This window comes from Paenibacillus phyllosphaerae (assembly GCF_014192105.1).
Classification (GTDB): domain Bacteria; phylum Bacillota; class Bacilli; order Paenibacillales; family Paenibacillaceae; genus Paenibacillus_Z; species Paenibacillus_Z phyllosphaerae.
Map to the genome: position 1 here is coordinate 353,661 of NZ_JACHXK010000004.1, position 16,808 is coordinate 370,468.

Below are 16,808 nucleotides of genomic sequence, written 5' to 3' on the forward strand. Positions count from 1 at the left end.
AATGATCAGCCCGCGCAGGGGTATTCCTTTTATGTAGACTTATCCTCGTTCCGGTCTGGTAATCGCGATCTCCGAATAATCCTCGGCCGCTCTTGTATCGGGAATGAGCGTTTGAGCCGCTTGCACAAGCTGTTCCACATCTTCCGCGCATAGTCTGGAGCTGAAATGCGTGAGCACGAGCGTCTTCACATTGGCTTCCAAAGCTATCTGGGCCGCCTGCATCGAAGTCGAATGTCCGTAGGCAGCTGCCTTCTCCTCCATTCCAGGTGCAAAAGTCGCCTCATGGACGAGCAAATCCGCATCCTTGGCGAGCGCAATGGCGGCATCACATGGCGATGTATCACCGAGAATCGTGACGATGCGCCCTTTCAGCGGCTTCCCCGCCACTTCACTGCTTCGAATCCAAGTGCCGTCTGCAAGCTGCACGTCCTCGCCCCGCTTCAGTTGCCCGTATTCCGGACCCGGCTTAAGACCGAACTCGGCGAGACGCTCCAGCTTGAGCGGTCCGGGCGACTCCTTCTCTTCGATCCGGTAACCGTAACAGGGCAGGCGATGAACGAGCGTGTCGGCCGTCACCTTGAACCGGTCATTCTCCAGAATGAGTCCAGGTTCAACTTCACGGATCGTGAACTCATATTCCAGATGGGTTCCGCTTAAGGCGAATACCCCTTCAATGAAGGCTTTAATACCAGGCGGGCCGATCAATTCAAGCGGCACTGCCCCCTCGAAATACGATCTGCTGCTGAGAAGCCCTGGCAATCCGTAGATATGATCGCCATGCAAATGGGTGATGAAAATTTTCTCCAGCCGGTTCAGCTTTAGCTTGCTGCCCAGCATCCGATGCTGCGTGCCCTCTCCTGCATCGAACAACCAAAATACATGGAGCGGATCCGGTAGCACAAGTGCCGCGGCGGTCACATTCCTCGTCTTCGTCGGCCTGCCTGCACTTGTTCCTAGAAACATCAGTTGCATCCGAATCGTTCCTTTCCGCCTAATCTATTGCGCCGTGTATAGCAATACCCTCCATTGCACGGAATATACCGCGCTCATGGAGGGTATGCGTTCGAAGTACGGCATATTCAGTCTCCTTAAGTTAAGAGACAGAAGTTGTCCGCCTTACGTTTTGTCGATATTGAAATATTTCGCTTCCGGATGCGCGAATACCATGGCGGAGACGGAAGCTTCCGGCTCCATCATGAACCCTTCGGTCAATTGCACCCCGATATCCTCCGGTTTCATCAGATCAAAGAGCGGTTCTTGATCCTCCAGATTTGGACATGCCGGATAACCGAAGGAGACGCGGATCCCTTGGTAACGTGCGCCGTGACGCTGTTTCATCGTCATGTCATGCGGATCCGGGAAGCCCCACGTATCGCGCATCATATGGTGAACTTGCTCCGCAAGCCCTTCCGCAACCTCAAGCGCAACGGATTGAAGCGCATGCGAACGCAGGTAGTCGCCTTTGTCCTTCCAATCGTTCGCCAGTTCGCGAATACCTTGTCCAGCCGTAACGACGAGAAATCCGACATAGTCCATCGTTCCGCTCTCGACGGATTTCAGGAAGTCCGCCAAACACAGATAAGGTTCGACTTGCTGACGCGGGAAACTGAATCGTTTGATCTCGCGGGTAGGATCCTGCGGATCATAGATGATGATGTCATTGCCGGAAGATTGCGCCGGGAAGAAGCGATACATGGCATGTGCTTGCAGATAACCCGTAGCCGATCCTTCTGCCAATATGCTTTCAACCGTATCTTTCAGGTTTACGGCTTTGTCGTTACGTTCTTTAATCAACTGCTCGACGTTCCCCTTTAGCCCGAGGTGATGGCCGAGCAGCATTTGCATATTCACATAAGGATGAATCTGCCGAATCGGCACATTACGCAGCACGTGACGATCGAGATCCGGCGGAATGTACACCGGCGCGTCCTGCGAAATATTAGAACGTACGGCGCGAGACAACTCCGGCAGCGGCTTTTTCTCTTCTTCCATCGCGTAGCCGGATGCCTTCAGCGCGGCCAGTTCTTCCTCATATTTGAGACGATGGTTCGGATCCATCAGCTTGTTGGCGATATCCAGCCCGTCCATCGCGTCCTTCGCGTACAGCACCAGCCCGTCGTATTCCGGGCTAATCCGGGTTTTCGTAAACTTCCGCGTAAGCGCAGCGCCGCCGACGAGAATTGGCGCATCGATACCAGCGCTTCTCATATCCTGTGCCGTCACGACCATTTGTTGCGCCGATTTGACGAGCAAGCCGGACAGACCGATCGCATCCGCTTTCTCTTTCCGGTAAGCTTCAATCAGCTGCTCAGGCGGTACTTTGATCCCTAAGTTGATGATTTGATAACCATTGTTGGACAAAATGATCTCAACCAGGTTTTTCCCGATATCATGCACATCGCCTTTTACGGTCGCGAGAATGATTTTGCCCTTCACGGAGGTTTCGTCCTTCTCCATGAACTGCTCCAGGTGAGCAACGGAAGCTTTCATAACCTCTGCGCTCTGCAGAACCTCGGCTACGATCAGTTCGTTGTTATTGAATAACCGGCCGACCTCTTCCATGCCCCTCATGAGCGGTCCGTTGATCACTTCAAGCGCGGTGTATTTCTTCAGCGCTTCATCCAGATCCGGAACAAGCCCTTCCTTCGTCCCCTCAACGACATAAGATCCGAGTCGCTCCTCAAGCGTTAAGTTGGAGGTCTTCTCCTTCTTCTCGACTTTCTTATCGCGGAAAGCCGCCACGAATGCCGCCAATGTATCGTCATTCGTGTTGTAGATCAGCTCTTCCGCCAGACGTCGCTCTTCATCGGGAATGGAAGCATAGCGCTCGAGCTTCTCCGTATTCACGATCGCGTAATCCAGACCTGCTTTCGTGCAATGATAGAGGTAGACGGAGTTCAGCACTTCACGGCCGGCATCCGGCAGACCGAACGAGATATTGCTCAGACCGAGTATCGTCTTCGCGCGCGGATATTTTTCCTTGATCATCCGTATCCCTTCGATCGTCTCGACCGCCGAACCGATATACTGCGGATCGCCGGAGCCGACCGGGAACATATTCGGGTCAAAAATAATATCATCCGGCTGCATCCCGTATTTGCCTGTCAGAAGCTCATACGAACGCGTAGCAACTTCCATCTTCGCTTCGCGCGATACCGCTTGTCCGCGCTCGTCGATAAGTATGCAGACGACAGCCGCGCCATACCGGTGGATGAGCGGAACGATTTTCTCGAATTTGGATTCGCCGTCTTCGAGGTTGATCGAGTTGATCAGCGCCTTGCCTTGCGAATATTTCAAGCCGAGCTCAATGATATGGTCATACGTGGAATCGAGCATGAGCGGCACTTTGATCTTCTTGACGACTTGCGGCAAAAATTCATTGACCGCATATACCTCATCGATATCGGTATCCTGCAGGTTAATATCGATAATATGCGCGCCGCCCTTAACTTGGCTTCTGGCAATCTCGGAAGCCTCGTCGAACTTGCCTTCCTTAATCAAGCGTTTGAACTTACGCGAGCCGGAGATGTTCGTCCGCTCGCCGATCATGATCGGCCTGTTGTCCTCTTCAATAAAGACGGTCTCAATGCCGGATACGGCCGGCGGGTGATCGCCAAGCTGCGTACGCGGCTTATAATTGGCTAACGTCTCCGCCATTGCACGAATGTGGTCCGGAGTCGTTCCACAACAGCCGCCTGCGATGTTCAACCAGCCCTGCTCGGCGAATGCCGCTATTTTCTTCGCAAGCGATGCAGGCGATTCGTGATATTGGCCGTTCTCATCCGGCAAACCTGCGTTCGGATAGCAGCTGATCGCCGTTCTGGCAATCTCTGAGAGCGAGCGAATGTGGTCGCGCATGAACTCGGGGCCAGTCGCGCAGTTAAGTCCCATTGAGATTGGATTCAGATGCTCGAGCGAAATGTAGAACGACTCGATGGTCTGTCCGGCCAGCGTCGTACCCATCGGTTCAATCGTACCGGAAATCATGATCGGCAGCGTGATCCCAGTCGTCTCGAACGCCTGTCTGATCCCGATGCTTCCGGCCTTGACGTTCAATGTATCCTGCGAAGTCTCTAACAACAGCGAATCTACGCCGCCTTCGATCAATGCTACAGCCTGCTCATGATAGCTTTCGACCAACTCGTCGAAGGTTACGCCGCCTGTAACGGATAGCGTCTTCGTAGTCGGTCCCAACGCCCCAGCGACATAACGTGGCCACTCCGGCGTCGAGAACTTGTCCGCTGCGTCTCTTGCGATACGCGCTGCTGCCAAGTTGATCTCTCTTGCCCGCTGAGGAATATCGTATTCGGCCAGAACGACGCTTGCCGCGCCGAATGTATTGGTCTCGAGAATGTCAGCTCCCGCTTCCAGGTAAGCCTCATGAATATCTTGTATAACGTCCGGGCGTGTGAGCACCAACATCTCGTTACAGCCGTCGAGCTCTTCACCGCCAAAATCCTCGGCCTTCAGGTCTCGCTGCTGGATCATCGTTCCCATCGCGCCATCGAGGATCAGAATTCTTTGCTTCATCATGTCTTGAATGGTCGGTTTTGTCATTGATGAACTTCTTCCTTCCCGCCTTCAACTATGAACCCCAAAATCATTAACCCTTAGTCTACCAGAATCGACAACAGGTGAAAAGCTTCTTCTGTCGACAGTTCAACGCTTTTATAATATAATTATACTCACTTAAAGCAAATGCATATAGGAAAAGAGGGATTTAAGAATGGCAGAGATTCATATCCGCAATACTAACGAGCGCATTCAAGGCGAAGAGAACGTACGCGCATTCCTAGACAGTCAAGAAGTACTTTATGAGCATTGGAATCCTGGCAAGCTTCCAGCCGAGCTTCAAGAGAAGTTCGTCCTGTCCGATGAAGAGAAAGCGCAAGTCCTGGCAACATTCGACGAAGATATTCGCGATCTTGCCGACCGCCGCGGCTACAAAGTGTGGGACCTGATCACCCTGTCCGACGCGACGCCTAACCTCGACGAACTGCTCAAGAAGTTCGAATCCGTCCATACCCACACGGAAGACGAAGTTCGCGCGATTACGGCAGGCAAAGGCATCTTCATCATCAAAGGCACTGACGATGTCGGTTACTTCGATGTTGAGCTTGAAGCAGGCGACGTCATCTCCGTCCCTGAGCATAAGCCGCACTTCTTCACGCTTATGGACAACCGCCAGATCGTCGCCGTTCGTCTGTTCATCGAGACAGAAGGCTGGATCGCTCATCCGTTCGCAGACGCCGCTTTTGCAAAATAAGAATCGTATGGCAAACGAAAACCCCGTTCTCGATGGAGAAACGGGGTTTTCTTCGTGTTATACGAGCAAAGGCAGCAGCTCTTCGAGATGTTTGATTTCATGGGATGGAATAATTTCGTCTGTACGCGTTGCCCCGTGGCGGTTAATCCACACGGAAGTCATGCCAATCGTGTTCGAACCAAGAATGTCGGTCGTCAACTTATCGCCGACCATAATGCCGTCTTCCGGCTCAATCCCAAGCCGTTCCAGCGCGTGCTTGAAGATCGGAGCTGCTGGTTTACCTTGGCCGAATGTACCCGAGATAATAATATGGTCGAAATACGGAGCCAAATCCGGTACGCCATCCAGCTTCTCTTGCTGCAAGTCAGGCGATCCGTTGGTAAGCAGGAGCAGCTTGTAGTTCCCTTTCAGCTTCTTCAGCACCTCGAATGTCTCTTCATAGACGTAAGGGCGTTTGCGACGCTCAGCCGGGAATTGTTCGGCAAGCTCTTGACCAAGTGCCGGATCATCGACACCAAGTGCCTTCAGCCCGCGAGTCCATGCTTCGCGGCGGTAATTCGGTGCAAGAGCTTCCAGTTTGCGGAATTCCTCCTGCTCGCCTTCCTTGAAGTTAGCCCAGAGTCCTTCGAACGGATTGATCCCGATCATTTTGGTAAAAGGAAACGTCTCATACGAAGCATACAGCTCGCGCGCTTCATGGCGAACGGCTTCCTCCAGCTTCTTGGCGTCGATTCCCGTCTTAGCGGCAGCAGCCTCGCATGTTGCGTCGAAGGCCTCCTGAACACTGCGGTCATCCCATAATAACGTATCATCCAGATCAAACAATACTGCTTTCTTCGCCATGCCCGATGAACACTCCAGTCTACTTGTTCTCTTTTAACGCAATGTTATTGGTAAGCGCGAATGCGCGCAAACGCTCAGCCATCTCATCCGTTGGATAACGGTTGATCATCCGGGTAAATACCCAGTTTGCTCCTTTTTGCTGTTCGATCACGACCGAGCCTTTGGCTATGGTGATTGCTTTGATCGCCGGAAGATACAGCGTGCGATCGCCGCCGAAGCGACGTGTCTTCACGAAATCTTTGCCCACCGCCAAGTAGGGTCTGCGTAAGGCAAAGATCACAGCCATGAAGATATAGAGTGCGATCGTCACATAGAACATGACGCCTACATCATCGGCTACGTCAGAAGTTAACGTCGTGATGACATATAGAGCAATGAACAAAATCAAGAACGCCGGCAAAATAAAGCTGCGCCCCTTAAACGTATCGACTTGCTCTTCCTTCTTCGTGATGGACAATGGCGCATGTCCGCTTTTCTTCCGCTGTTTGTTTAATTCCGCTTGATTCTTTTTTACTTTACGTTCCCAAGATCGTGATGACAAATCGGGAGCCTCCCTAACGAATTTTTGCAGGTTCTTGTGCTGCTGAACGCGCGCTAAACATGCTGCCCAATCATACGCAGCAGCTGCCTAGTGCGTTGCTTATTTATTCGAACGGTCTTGCGAATTTGGCGATGAACCGGTTCGGATATTCCGAAGGCAATTGACTTACTTCGCTTAGGCGATTCCACAGTTCTTCCGGCAGCTTCCAGTCGAGCGCTCCCATATTATCCTCAAACTGCGCAAGCGTGCTGGCTCCGAAAATCGGCGATGTAATGCCCTTGCGTTGGTTCAGCCAACGAAGCGCGACCTGAGCCGGCGTTTTGCCGACCTCTTCCGCAACCCGTTTCACTTCATCCAGAATGGCGAAGTTTTTCTCCGAATTTCGAAGCGCCCAAGAGCTCTCGCCTACCTTAGAAGTCAATCGACCCTCGATCGGCTCTTCTCGGTTATACCGCCCCGTCAGGAAACCGCCGCCTAGCGGAGCCCAAGGAATGATGCCGACGTTCTCCTCCAGGCATAAGGAGATCATCTCCCGATCCATCTCGCGACTAACCAGACTATATTGAGGCTGAATGGAAATAAACCGCACATATCGGTTCATGTCGCTCGTAGCTAGTGCCTTCATAAGCTGCCAGGCAAAGAAGTTCGAGCAGCCGATGTAACGGACCTTACCCGACGATACGAGATCATCAAGCGCTCGGAGCGTTTCTTCGATCGGCGTAGCATGATCCCATACATGGACCTGATACAGATCAATGTAATCGGTCTGCAATCGTCTTAGGCTTGCATCGACGCCTTCCATAATATGCTTGCGCGAGATACCAACGCCATTGGGATGGTTCGACGTTTGCATACGTACTTTGGTGGCCAGAACGACTTCATCTCTGCGATCCTTGATCGCTTGTCCGACGATCTCTTCGGAACGGCCTGACACGTACACATCTGCCGTATCCAGGAAATTACCGCCCCGTTCGATGAAACGATTAATCATTTCGATTGAATCCTGCTCATTGGTCGTATTGCCGAATGTCATCGTACCTAGACAAAGCTCCGATACGGCCAAGCCGCTTCTCCCAAGCAAACGATATTCCACCAGACAAGTCCCCTTCCACCTTCAAGTGTAGTCCGGCCGTCTTCAACCGGTCTTAATGCTTCACATCGTTGTCTTCTTCATCCGTGAACTTGATATTGTCAAGCTGATTGCGGAAATTCCGCTTGAAATTGTCCAAATACTGTTTGCGCAGCAAGGCACGCTCGAGCGTTTCCTCAGCGGTCAGTCCTGTTGTTTTATGTTTGCGCGATAATTCATTGATTCTTGCAATAAGCTCTTCCACTACTGTAACGCCTCTCCTCTTCGTAAGCTCTATTCGCTAGTCAACATTACATTGTTTACTTTGACACTTTTGTTTGCCCGTTGTCAAGAAAACAAACATAAAAACGGCGGACGCTATTCGCCCGCCGGAATGATTAAGGATTGACCTGCATTCAGTGCACTGTTCTCTAATTGGTTACGCTTCTTGATGTTGTAGACAACTTCACGAATATCGTCGCCGTCTTGCTTCACCTTGCCGGCAATCTCCCATAGCGTATCGCCCGATCCGACAACGATCAAACGCTCATCGGCAGTTGGCTGTGCCGGATGAGACATGCTGGCGTCCCCCTTCATTAATGTAAAGCCAGCGAAAACAATAATGAAGAAAATAGCTGCTGCGATTAAGCGCACTGTGACTTTGATTAGGCTTTTCCGTTTCTCTTTTCTCCGGTTAGTTTGTTTATTATTCGCCTTAGCTTGTCCGTTATATGAGTAAGAAGAAATGGCCGTTATCATGATTATGACTCCCCCAAACATTTGTTCTGTTCTTGTTGGAATCAGAATAACACGAACATTCGTTTGGTGTCAATCACTTTTAGAACATTTGTTCGCAACAAAATGCGAACCTTTGTTTCTCGAACTTATGTTTGTACGAACTCCGGTTCTGTGTTATAATTTGACACAAATGAACTTTATGGAGTGATTCCGTTGTCGAAACTTTCCAACCGCCAGCAGGCGATACTCGAATTCATTAAGACCGAGGTTCGGGAGAAAGGCTACCCGCCTTCCGTCCGTGAGATCGGTGAAGCGGTCGGACTCGCATCCAGCTCGACGGTACACGGCCATCTGGACCGTTTGGAGAAGAAGGGCCTCATTCGCCGCGACCCGACTAAGCCTCGCGCGATCGAGATTTTAGATCAAGACCTTGAAGGCGGTCTCGCTTTCCCGCTTGCTATCGCCAAAGTGCCAGTCGTTGGTAAAGTTACGGCCGGTCTGCCGATCACTGCTACGGAGAATATTGAAGACTACTTCCCGCTTCCTGCCGACCGCGTAGGCGATGATAATGTATTTATCCTTAATGTCATGGGTGAAAGTATGATTGAAGCCGGCATTCATGACGGCGACTATGTCATCGTTCGCCAGCAGCAGACTGCTAACAACGGCGAGATCGTCGTTGCCATGACCGAAGATGATGAAGCTACCGTGAAGACGTTCTATAAGGAACGCGACCACATCCGTTTGCAACCTGAGAATTCGACCATGGAACCGATCCGTCTTCGCAATGTTACGATCTTGGGCAAAGTTATTGGACTCTTCCGCGACATTCACTAATACCGTTCTTCTCAGGGCTGTAGCCAGCTTGCCGCGAGGCAATTTGGGACAGCCCTTTCATTATTCTTGTACATATCAAAAAGGACCCTTAAGCCGCAATGCGACAAAAGGATCCTTCTTCTATCCACTCGCGTTGCGCCAGTCTGAGCCTCTAGGTAACACAGGTTCAGTTGCGACAACCTGTTACTTGCGAAAAGTACGTTCATAATCTTCGAACCGAATTTTTCTAATTATTTTCCGATCGTTCGAACGTACAATAATCCCCTCCGATTTACCCGAAGCATCGATACCGACCTTTGTTTGTTCGTAATTCTTCAACAGCGTGAAAGTTGAATCAAGCGTTACTGGGAATTCCCGGCCTCTTATCGTATCTAGCAACGGAGCATATTCAAGCTCCATATGATCAAGGAAACGCTTCTTATCCGTTTCCGTATAGAATGGCTGTTTTCCATGCTCTCTCCATTCGGCTATTTTCTCTTGCGGTAATGCGAGCAATTGCTCCAATTCGTCAGCCTTCAATGAGAACACATCGAACGCTCTGTATCCTTGCGTTTTGTTGTTCGTATAGTTTTTGGCTGCTTTTGTTTTGCCGCCATACGATTCTTGATAAATGACCGTTAGCGCCCAATCGCCATGCGCAAAGATCTCATCAAGCAGGCGTTCTGCATGAGGCTTAAGAAAGTCCGCGATATTTCCATACGGATTCCCGATCCGATCCCCTTTGGCAAATAGCAACTCTTCCCTCGAACCGATAAGATAGTCGATGTCGTTTTGACTATTTTTGATGAAAACCATCCGGGCGTTCTCTCCGTCTATTTTTTCATACACATATACTTGCTCTTCATCCGAAAAACCTTCTGATTCGGATAACGCCTCGTTTAGTCGACCTCGCTCCCCTAATGCATGATAGGTAAGAATGCTCGGGTATTTCGTTAGTGAATTAATCTTCTTCAGATCCAACCCTCTCATCTCCTTTATCAGAGAATCTATGTACCTCCAAGCTGAGTCAATAATTAACTAATTTTAACACATGAACCAAATAACTGACGATACCATCTGAGTCTTCGATATTCGGAGTTTGCAGTGACTGTCGTTATTGTTGCGGCCGTACTAACGAACCAGAGAACGCATCATTTGCAGCCTAAAATGTCGATCACGGAAGAATGAAAACCATCGTTTTTTCATGAGAGCGGCTCCTATGAGTTCGCTCATAAAAGATAGAGCCACTCCCCATACTGGAATGGCTCTGGTTCATCTATTCTTTAATCCTCTACTACTTGAGTACCCGCAATGAAATCGTGAATGCCACGCTTGCCTTCACGTGTACCAATCATTATCGCGCTAACAATTAAGGCAATCCCTAAAGTAAACGCGTAAACAAGTCCAGAGATGTACACACGTCTGATCATCGTCCACCAGCCCACTGGACCGCCATCCACGCGAACAATACGTGCTTTAATCGCACGTTTACCGATCGTCTGACCGCCCCAGTAGATAGGCAGCACGACTTGATAAATCGTGCTTAAACTATTAAATGCAGACTGTACGTAATCCCGATCTCCCGCCTGATATCGAGATGACCGTGCCCAAAATAAAAGAGGGCACAATGAATACCAGGCCATCAATAAGGTTGGAACCAACACGCGGCCAGAAGCCTTTTGGCGTCTGAAACGGTTTTGACATGTGAGGGTGTTCTGAAATGACGTTAAACGACTGTTGCATATACGACGCGCTCCCTTTATTGCTATCTAGTGTAATATTTCTAATATCAACTCTATCTTTTTCCTAATCACATATCAATTAAATAAATTATTCCACACCCTCGATTGTTTTTGACAAACACAAAAAATCCCCCAACGCCTTACGGCGTCAAGGGATTCCTCTCTTAGTACAGCGTCAGATATTGATCGCGTTCCCATTGGTGAACTTGGCTGCGATACATATCCCACTCGATCTCCTTCAGCTCATAGAAGTGAGCGAGCGCGTGGTCGCCGAGTGCTTCGCAGACGATTTCGTCGCGCAGCATCTCATCCAGCGCTTCCTTCAGATCGGCTGGCAAGCTTGGGATGCCTTCTTCGATACGCTCTTCTTCGGTCATCACGTAGACGTTGCGGTCAACCGGTGCCGGCAGCGGCATTTTGTTCTGAATGCCGTCCAGACCTGCCTTCAGCATGACTGCAAGCGCCAGATATGGGTTCGCTGCAGGGTCCGGATTCCGTACTTCGATACGTGTCGAAAGTCCGCGGGAAGCCGGAATACGGATCATCGGGCTGCGGTTGCTCGCAGACCATGCTACGTATACAGGGGCTTCGTAACCAGGAACCAGACGCTTATACGAGTTGATCGTCGGATTCGTAATCGCCGCGAATGCACGAGCGTGGCGCAGAATACCTGCCATGTAGTAACGTGCCGTTTGGCTGAGGCCGAGTTTATCGGACTCATCGTAGAATGCATTCTCTTCACCGCGGAATAGCGATTGGTGAGCATGCATACCCGAACCGTTCACACCGAAGAGCGGCTTCGGCATGAATGTCGCGTGCAAACCATGTTGACGCGCAACCGTCTTAACGACAAGCTTGAACGTTTGGATCTGGTCGGCTGCCAGAATCGCATCCGCATATTTGAAGTCGATCTCGTGCTGACCTGGTGCTACTTCATGGTGGGATGCTTCAATCTCGAAGCCCATTTCTTCCAGCGTCAATACGATCTCGCGGCGGCAGTTCTCGCCGAGGTCCGTTGGCGCAAGGTCGAAGTAACCGCCTTGGTCGTTCAATTCCGTTGTCGGGTCACCTTTCTCGTCGGTCTTGAACAGGAAGAACTCCGGCTCCGGACCTACGTTCATCGCGGTGAAGCCCATCGCTTCGGCTTCTTTCAGCGCGCGCTTCAGAATACCGCGCGGGTCGCCGGCGAACGGCGTGCCGTCCGGCATATAGATATCACAGATTAGACGCGCAACACGGTTCTCGGATACCCAAGGGAAGATTACCCAAGTGTCGAGATCCGGGTAGAGATACATGTCAGATTCTTCAATACGAACATAACCTTCAATGGAAGATCCGTCGAACATCATTTTATTATCAAGCGCCTTCTGCAATTGGCTCACAGGAATCTCAACGTTCTTGATCGTGCCGAGCAAGTCGGTAAACTGCAAACGGATGAAACGTACATTCTCTTCTTGGGAAATACGCAGAATATCCTCTTTGGTGTAACTCATAGGATCATCTCCTTCAACGCATGTATTGGTTGTTCAATCATTCCATCTTTTACTTCTTGTTATAGAAGCGCGACAACTGGCCTTGAATGAGCGAAGCCTTGCCTGGCCGCTTCTCCAGCAGCTGCTGCTTCAGCAGACGATGCAGCTGAGCATCGGACAGCTCGCGGCGTTTCACTTCCGACTGATCGGTTACGACAGTCGCTTCCTCCGATTCCTTCGAAACCGGATTCATCACTTGCTTAATGCCGGCAATATTAACGCCCTTCTCAATAAGGGACTTGATCTCCAGCAGACGCTCAACATCATTAAAAGAGAAGAGCCGCTGGTTGCCCGCCGTCCGTGCAGGCACAATCAATTCGTGCTGTTCGTAATAACGAATTTGGCGTGCCGTTAAGTCAGTTAGTTTCATCACAATCCCGATCGGGAACAAAGCCATATTCCTGCGGATATCATCACCCATATCGCATCAACCTTCCAGTTCTGAATATATACCCCTATTGTACCTCTCTACCAAAAACGTGTCAAGTTGTGTAAGGTTTAATTACAATTAACTTTCGTTCCGCGAGAGTATGTAGAGCATTCAGAACGCCAAATTTGACATGAGCGTAGGTTAACCCGCCTTGCATGTAAGCAATATATGGCTCTCGAATCGGTGCATCCGCCGATAACTCCAAGCTTCCGCCTTGCATGAACGTACCGGCTGCCATGATAACAGGGTGTTCGTATCCCGGCATATCCCACGGTTCTGGATTGACATGGGCATCGACCGCCGCCGCGTGCTGAATACCTTGCACAAAAGCAATCAATTGTTCTGGCTCGGCGAAGCGAACAGCCTGGATCAAGTCTGTTCGAATCGCTTCAGGACGCGGACTGCTCTCGAAGCCAAGCCGTTCGAAGATGGCAGCAGCGAAAACGCTGCCGCGCAGTGCTTGTCCCACAATATGCGGCGCCATGAACAATCCTTGGTACATCGAGCGCAGCGTTCCTAACGTAGCGCCTACTTCGCCGCCTATGCCAGGTGCTGTCAATCGATACGCGGTCAGCTCGACGGCATGTTTCGTGCCAGCGACATAACCTCCCGTAGGAGCAAGACCTCCGCCAGGATTTTTAATCAAAGAGCCTGCCATCAGATCGACGCCTACTTCCGTTGGTTCGAGTTCTTCGGTGAACTCTCCGTAGCAGTTATCGACGAACACCATTACATCAGGTCTGATCGCCTTGATCTTCCGGACCATCTCCGCGATGTCGGCCACGGTGAACGAAGAGCGCCAATCATAGCCTCTGGAGCGTTGAATGCCAATGACCTTCGTTCGCTCCGTTAGTTTAGCTTCCACACCTTGCCAATCCACTGATCCATCCGCAAGCAACTCCGCTTCCTTGTAGCCGATGCCGAAATCCTGCAAGGAGCCTGTCCCATCGCCAGGCTTGCCGATGACCTTATGAAGGGTATCATAAGGTCGTCCAGTAATGTACAGCAGTTCGTCGCCGGGACGAAGCAAACCGAACAATGCACAGCTGATTGTATGGGTGCCCGACACGAAATGCGGACGAACTAGCGCAGCTTCCGCTCCGAACACTTCAGCATACACCAAATCGAGTGTTTCCCGGCCGGAATCATTATAGCCATAACCGGTAGAACCATTAAAATGAAAATCGCTTACTTTATATTTCTGGAAAGCCTGAATAACTTTCCATTGATTACGCTCGGCAATTTTGTCCAACTTGAGGAATAAGGGAAGAACTTGTTCCTCCGCTGCATCCGCCCAATCGACTAGCGTATTCCATTGCTCGTTACGAGCTTTCCCTTGCTGTTCATTCCGACTCACAACCGTTGTCTCTCCTTACGAAACGCCACCACAGCCAATGTGAAAAATACCACTTTTACACGTGCTCAGCGAACTCTTTAAGTTTATAACCATGAACTTCATAATCCTGTTTGTTAACTAATACCGTGACGCGCACCGCATCACCATCCACGATTTGAGCCAGCACATCGCCAGTCCGGTAGGCTAGCGATATCAGATCGCCTCGCTCTGCCGGGAAGACGAACGTGCGGGTCTCGCCAGCCAGCTTCCCCTGGATGAGCTCGAGCAACTTCATCAGATCTTCGCGATTGTAAGCGCTCATTGCAATCGTATGCTCGCCGCTTGCCGGCTTCATGCAGGAGCCGTCGTCGGGACACAGATCGATCTTGTTATAGACCGTAATCATCTGCTTCCCTGCAGCCCCAAGCTCGCCGAGAATCTTCTCCACGACAGCCATCTGCTCTTCACGGTTAGGCGATGAGCTATCAACGACGTGGAGAACCAGATCCGCCTCGTTCACCTCTTCAAGCGTCGCCCGGAAGGCTGCGACAAGATCATGCGGGAGATTCTGGATGAATCCGACCGTATCGGTCAATATGATCTCCTTGCCGCTTGGAAGCTCCAGATTGCGAGACGTCGGATCCAAGGTAGCGAAGAGCTGGTTCTCCACATAGACGTCGGCATTCGTCAGCTCACGCAGCAAAGTCGATTTGCCGGCATTCGTATAACCGACCAATGCCACCTGCAGCGCTCCCGATTTGCGACGGCGTTCGCGATGCAGCGTCCGATGGCGGACCACCTCGTCGAGCATCCCCTTCAGATCCGAGATACGATCCCGAATATGCCTGCGGTCCGTCTCCAGCTTTGTTTCACCGGGACCTCTTGTACCAATCCCGCCGCCTAGTCGGGACAAATTCTTGCCATGACCGGATAACCGCGGGAGAAGGTAGCTGAGCTGAGCAAGCTCAACTTGAATGATGCCTTCCCGCGTTTTGGCGCGCTGGGCAAAAATATCCAGGATCAGCTGCGTCCGGTCGATGATTTTTAAGTCGAGCGTCTCTTCCAAGTTACGAACTTGCGCGCCGGACAGCTCCTGATCGAAAATAACAGTGGTCGCACCAAGTTCTTCCGCGGCTGAACGCACTTCCTCCACCTTGCCCTTGCCTATGAACCACTTGGAATCCGGCGTCTCTTTATTCTGGGTCATGGACGTGAGAACCTCAACGCCTGCTGTCTCCGCCAAATTGACCAGCTCCTGAAGCGAATGCTCCGGGTCGCCGGAGGAACGTTTGATTTCATTCGTGACAAGACTGACGAGTATGGCGCGATCCTTCAGATCGGTGTCTGTAGCATAAGTTGTTGGTCGCATTCCTATGTCATTCGCTCCTTTGGCTTGGAAGAAGTTATTTGGCATCCCAGCGCAGATCCTCAGGCCGAATGGCCATCAATTCCTGTTTGCCGGGAGATCCGCTCGAATACTGATTCAGTAACCGCACAGCCTGGTGACGAAACGCTTTCTCAATAATGTTCCTGACATAACGCGCATTGCTAAAGGAATAGAGCGAAGCCGTCTTCTCCGCCATCAAATGTTGGCGCAGCTTAAACAGCGCTTGCGGCATCAGCGTATAATCCCGATCTTTCGCCATAAGCTCTGCGATCTGGATGAGCTGATCGACACTGTAGTCGGGGAATTCGATCTGGATGGGAAAGCGCGATGGAAGGCCTGGATTCGTCATCAGAAAATGTTCAATCTCCAGCGGGTAGCCTGCAAGGATGAGCACGAACTGATTGCGATGATCCTCCATGGCCTTGACCAGCGTATCGATGGCTTCCTTGCCGAAATCTTTCTCGCCGCCGCGCGCCAAGCTATACGCTTCGTCCACGAACAGCACGCCTCCGAGCGCTTTGCGAACAAGATCCCTTGTCTTCTGCGCCGTATGGCCGATGTATTCGCCGACCAGATCCGCGCGTTCCACCTCGATCAGATGCCCTTTGGACAGCACGCCCATTTTATTGAACAATTTGGCGACGATGCGGGCAATCGTCGTCTTGCCTGTGCCCGGATTGCCTTTGAATATCATATGGTACACATGCGACCCGCCGGTTAACCCGGCCTCAGACCGCATGCGGCTAATTTGCAGCAGCGCATAAATCTCGTAGACCAACAGCTTAACATTATCAAGGCCCACCATCGCTTCGAGCTCTCGGCTAATTTCCGAATAGGGATCTCCGGGAGTGATCGTTTTGGCTGACGCCGCGGGCGGTTCGCTCTCCAATGTAGGTGCAGCACCGGTTGCAACATAAGGCTCTTGACTGCGAAGAACCACATTAATTTGCCGGGAGGGCCTAGCGCTTCCCGTCTGCCCCGTTGTCCCCACTCGTTCGTTCATTGCCCTATCACCCATCCTTCGTCCTCTGCCTTGTCTGACGCATCCACAAGCATGTCTGAAGAAGACTAGCTCGATCGCGCCGCATTACCCATTGTATTCGATCAC

16 protein-coding genes are annotated in these 16,808 nt (G+C 51.1%); 2 read left to right on the forward strand and 14 right to left on the reverse strand.

Translation table 11 applies throughout. The features are described from left to right. Positions 1-39 precede the first annotated feature (39 nt). On the reverse strand, positions 40-972 hold the full coding sequence (gene rnz / locus FHS18_RS11855; protein ID WP_183600251.1) for a ribonuclease Z: 933 nt from the start codon (positions 970-972) through the stop codon (positions 40-42). 144 nt (positions 973-1,116) lie between these two features. Next, positions 1,117-4,557 (reverse strand): methionine synthase, encoded by a 3,441-nt coding sequence (metH, locus tag FHS18_RS11860; RefSeq protein WP_183600252.1) that lies wholly within the window; start codon positions 4,555-4,557, stop codon positions 1,117-1,119. Between the two features lie 169 nt (positions 4,558-4,726). On the opposite strand from metH, the gene FHS18_RS11865 reads away from it, so the two are divergent. Then, positions 4,727-5,266, forward strand: coding sequence for an acireductone dioxygenase (locus tag FHS18_RS11865; protein WP_183600253.1), 540 nt, complete (start codon positions 4,727-4,729; stop codon positions 5,264-5,266). A gap of 57 nt (positions 5,267-5,323) precedes the next feature. On the opposite strand, the gene FHS18_RS11870 is transcribed toward FHS18_RS11865, so the two are convergent. The 5 genes from FHS18_RS11870 to FHS18_RS11890 form a co-directional block, all read right to left on the reverse strand. After that, a complete protein-coding gene (locus FHS18_RS11870) occupies positions 5,324-6,109 on the reverse strand; it encodes an HAD family hydrolase (protein WP_183600254.1) in 786 nt (261 codons plus the stop codon). 19 nt (positions 6,110-6,128) lie between these two features. Continuing rightward, the gene (locus FHS18_RS11875; protein ID WP_183600255.1) at positions 6,129-6,650 is read right to left on the reverse strand and encodes a hypothetical protein; all 522 of its coding nucleotides are present in this window, start codon (positions 6,648-6,650) and stop codon (positions 6,129-6,131) included. A 103-nt stretch (positions 6,651-6,753) separates the two neighbouring features. After that, the gene (locus FHS18_RS11880) at positions 6,754-7,743 is read right to left on the reverse strand and encodes an aldo/keto reductase (protein WP_183600256.1); all 990 of its coding nucleotides are present in this window, start codon (positions 7,741-7,743) and stop codon (positions 6,754-6,756) included. A 52-nt stretch (positions 7,744-7,795) separates the two neighbouring features. Then, the gene (locus FHS18_RS11885; protein ID WP_183600257.1) at positions 7,796-7,984 is read right to left on the reverse strand and encodes a DUF896 domain-containing protein; all 189 of its coding nucleotides are present in this window, start codon (positions 7,982-7,984) and stop codon (positions 7,796-7,798) included. Positions 7,985-8,097: 113 nt separating this feature from the next. After that, positions 8,098-8,478: a LysM peptidoglycan-binding domain-containing protein gene (locus FHS18_RS11890; protein WP_183600258.1), complete on the reverse strand. Its 381-nt coding sequence runs from the start codon at positions 8,476-8,478 to the stop codon at positions 8,098-8,100. Between the two features lie 192 nt (positions 8,479-8,670). Here FHS18_RS11890 and lexA point away from each other — a divergent pair, with 192 nt between their 5' ends. Then, positions 8,671-9,294 carry a transcriptional repressor LexA gene (gene lexA / locus FHS18_RS11895; protein ID WP_183600259.1) on the forward strand — a complete coding sequence of 208 codons (624 nt, stop codon included), beginning with the start codon at positions 8,671-8,673 and terminating at the stop codon, positions 9,292-9,294. Between the two features lie 183 nt (positions 9,295-9,477). Here the strand turns inward: lexA and FHS18_RS11900 are convergent, their stop codons facing one another. From FHS18_RS11900 to FHS18_RS11930, 7 genes are all read right to left on the reverse strand, one after another. After that, complete coding sequence (locus tag FHS18_RS11900) at positions 9,478-10,254, reverse strand: RNA ligase family protein (RefSeq protein WP_183600260.1); 777 nt, start codon at positions 10,252-10,254, stop codon at positions 9,478-9,480. A gap of 302 nt (positions 10,255-10,556) precedes the next feature. Beyond that, positions 10,557-10,937 (reverse strand): RDD family protein, encoded by a 381-nt coding sequence (locus FHS18_RS11905; RefSeq protein ID WP_343060506.1) that lies wholly within the window; start codon positions 10,935-10,937, stop codon positions 10,557-10,559. Between the two features lie 242 nt (positions 10,938-11,179). Then, positions 11,180-12,508, reverse strand: coding sequence for a type I glutamate--ammonia ligase (gene glnA, locus FHS18_RS11910; protein ID WP_183600261.1), 1,329 nt, complete (start codon positions 12,506-12,508; stop codon positions 11,180-11,182). A gap of 49 nt (positions 12,509-12,557) precedes the next feature. Then, positions 12,558-12,968: a MerR family transcriptional regulator gene (locus FHS18_RS11915; protein WP_183600262.1), complete on the reverse strand. Its 411-nt coding sequence runs from the start codon at positions 12,966-12,968 to the stop codon at positions 12,558-12,560. Positions 12,969-13,029: 61 nt separating this feature from the next. Then, a complete protein-coding gene (locus FHS18_RS11920; RefSeq protein WP_183600263.1) occupies positions 13,030-14,334 on the reverse strand; it encodes a methionine gamma-lyase family protein in 1,305 nt (434 codons plus the stop codon). Positions 14,335-14,389: 55 nt separating this feature from the next. Next, a complete protein-coding gene (hflX, locus tag FHS18_RS11925) occupies positions 14,390-15,682 on the reverse strand; it encodes a GTPase HflX (RefSeq protein ID WP_183600264.1) in 1,293 nt (430 codons plus the stop codon). A 34-nt stretch (positions 15,683-15,716) separates the two neighbouring features. After that, positions 15,717-16,703 (reverse strand): AAA family ATPase, encoded by a 987-nt coding sequence (locus FHS18_RS11930; protein WP_183600265.1) that lies wholly within the window; start codon positions 16,701-16,703, stop codon positions 15,717-15,719. Positions 16,704-16,808 lie beyond the last annotated feature (105 nt).

Bases quoted from the DNA above. Each gene is read 5' to 3' on its own strand.
- FHS18_RS11930 (WP_183600265.1), bottom strand. From the start codon at position 16,703: ATGAACGAACGAGTGGGGACAACGGGGCAGACGGGAAGCGCTAGGCCC.
- FHS18_RS11915 (WP_183600262.1), bottom strand. From the start codon at position 12,968: ATGGGTGATGATATCCGCAGGAATATGGCTTTGTTCCCGATCGGGATT.
- rnz (WP_183600251.1), bottom strand. From the start codon at position 972: ATGCAACTGATGTTTCTAGGAACAAGTGCAGGCAGGCCGACGAAGACG.
- metH (WP_183600252.1), bottom strand. From the start codon at position 4,557: ATGACAAAACCGACCATTCAAGACATGATGAAGCAAAGAATTCTGATC.
- FHS18_RS11870 (WP_183600254.1), bottom strand. From the start codon at position 6,109: ATGGCGAAGAAAGCAGTATTGTTTGATCTGGATGATACGTTATTATGG.
- hflX (WP_183600264.1), bottom strand. From the start codon at position 15,682: ATGCGACCAACAACTTATGCTACAGACACCGATCTGAAGGATCGCGCC.
- FHS18_RS11890 (WP_183600258.1), bottom strand. From the start codon at position 8,478: ATGATAACGGCCATTTCTTCTTACTCATATAACGGACAAGCTAAGGCG.
- FHS18_RS11865 (WP_183600253.1), top strand. From the start codon at position 4,727: ATGGCAGAGATTCATATCCGCAATACTAACGAGCGCATTCAAGGCGAA.
- glnA (WP_183600261.1), bottom strand. From the start codon at position 12,508: ATGAGTTACACCAAAGAGGATATTCTGCGTATTTCCCAAGAAGAGAAT.